This window comes from Desulfovibrio sp. 1214_IL3152, from assembly GCF_036763055.1.
Taxonomy (GTDB): Bacteria; Desulfobacterota; Desulfovibrionia; order Desulfovibrionales; family Desulfovibrionaceae; genus Desulfovibrio.
The window spans coordinates 1-1,922 of record NZ_JBAIYW010000108.1 but is presented as its reverse complement, the minus strand read 5'-3'; the positions used below and the strand labels follow the sequence as shown (position 1 = coordinate 1,922).

The 1,922-nt window shown below is 57.6% G+C and carries 1 protein-coding gene and 1 pseudogene; both read right to left on the bottom strand.

All coding sequences use genetic code 11. From position 1 onward, the window contains the following. Positions 1 to 767: pseudogene (locus V6C07_RS02055) on the bottom strand (glycosyltransferase); the annotation flags it as partial. Between the two features lie 26 nt (positions 768 to 793). Further along, a partial coding sequence (locus tag V6C07_RS02050; RefSeq protein WP_333534729.1) for an HD domain-containing phosphohydrolase occupies positions 794 to 1,922 on the bottom strand: 1,129 nt, incomplete at its 5' end.

Below are 1,922 nucleotides of genomic sequence, written 5' to 3'. Positions count from 1 at the left end.
TGCACGGCCTCTTCTTCCCCACCGCGCGCGCGTACGCCGCCCGTGGCGCTTTCAAGCCAGGCAATCAGCACCAGACAGTTGGGCCGTTGCGCAAGCAGGTACGGCAGGCACTCGATAAACTGCTGAAAACCGCGCGCCGGTTCATGCGGCGGCCCCAAAAAACTGACACGCTCTCCCGAATGTTCCTCTTGGTTTTCCACAGGAGAAAAAAATCTGGGATTGATGCCGCTGTGGACCACATGCAGTTTTTTTTGCAGAAATTCAGGGTACTGCTCCCGTTGCCACAATGACGAGGTTACCGCCAGGTCGCAGTCGCCCAGGGCGTTGTATTCCCAAAGATTCGCCACTCTGGCGGGGGCAAAGTCCGCTGAGGGACGCGGTTTTCCCTTGTTGAAAAAACAGTGGCTTTCGCCTGGCGTGTAAAACCAGTCGCCCTGCCCCACATAAAAAACATCGGGAAAGATATCGCGCAGATAAAAATTGCCGCCCATACTGGCCGATGCGCAGACAATATCGGGGAAAAAACCGCTTTTGCGCAATCCCAGCAAGGTATTGCCCGCGCGTGCGCCGCGCCTCAGGCGCCTGACAATCTCTTTTTCCGCCGGGTCATCACTGTCATAGGAAGAGGGCGGCGCCAGACGCAGGCGGCGCACCCCGGCAAGAGCTATTTTTTGTCCGGTTTCAGCCAGAAAAAGTACCGTATTTTCTCGAACAGCTCCAAAAGCCTGCGCCAGGGAACGAAAGCGCCCCGGAAACGTCGAGTTCAAAAATAATACCCGCATGTATGACCACGCTAGCCTTCATGTTCAGGGTTATCGTGCCGGCTGTTTTCCAGCTGCGCCAAAAAGGCCGCGCCCTGCTCTGAAGCCAGGAATTTTCTCAGGGCCGCCACCACATGCATATCGTATTGGGGCGGCTGCTCGGACAGAATTTCCAGCGCCTGCTCAACGCTCAGGGCCTGACGGTAAGAACGCGAACGCACCAGGGCGCAGAAGGTATTAGCCACAGCCAGAATACGGGCGTTTTCGCAAATTGCGTCGCCGGAAAGCCCGGCCGGGTAGCCGGAACCATCCTCTCTTTCATACATCTGCGAAATGGCTTCCAGAACAGGCAGGCCAAAATCAATGCCCTCCAGGGCGCGCCGGGCATACTCCACATGTTTTTGCAACTGCGTACGTTCCTCTGGCGTGAGCGCGCCGGACTTGGTGAGCAGCTCTCTGGGCAGCTGGATCATGCCGATCTGCGAAAGATTGGCGGCTGTCCGCAAGGTTGCCAGCGTGGTGGCATCGGTTTTGTCAAGAACATAGGCCAGGGTCACGGCAAGCTGAGCCATAAGGGACGAATGCCCGCAGAGGTAGCTGTCCACAGCTTCAACCGCGCGCACATAGGCATTGACGGTCTGGTTGACCATCTGCTGTGCCTTTTGCTGGGCCGTGGCAAGATCCGTCACATCGCTGTAAACCGAAACCACGCCCGACATGCGCCCTGCCTCATCCCGAAACGGCGTGCAGGATGTAAAGAAATAGCGCGGCTTGCCGTCCACCGTCAGTGTTTCTGTAAAGCTTGAAAGGTCACCGGTCTGATGCACGGCCAGAGTATGCGTCACAAGGCTGCGCGCAATATCCGTCCCAAGATCGGTGTATGGACGGCCACGCATGCTGTTGGCTTCCATACCTACCATGTGCGCAAAGCTCTGGTTGGCGTAAAAGATGGTTCCGTTAAGGTCGTTGAGCACAACTCCGGCCGACAGGGCCGAGTTCACGCCGTCCATGATCTGTTTTTGCTGGTTGACCATAAGATACAGGCGGCGCAGTTGGTCGGCCACGGCACGCTCTCTGCGGCCCACAAGCCACCACCACAGGGCCGACAGCATGATGCCCGTCAGGGCCAGCACAAGGCCCGCGCCCAGAATGACATTCTTG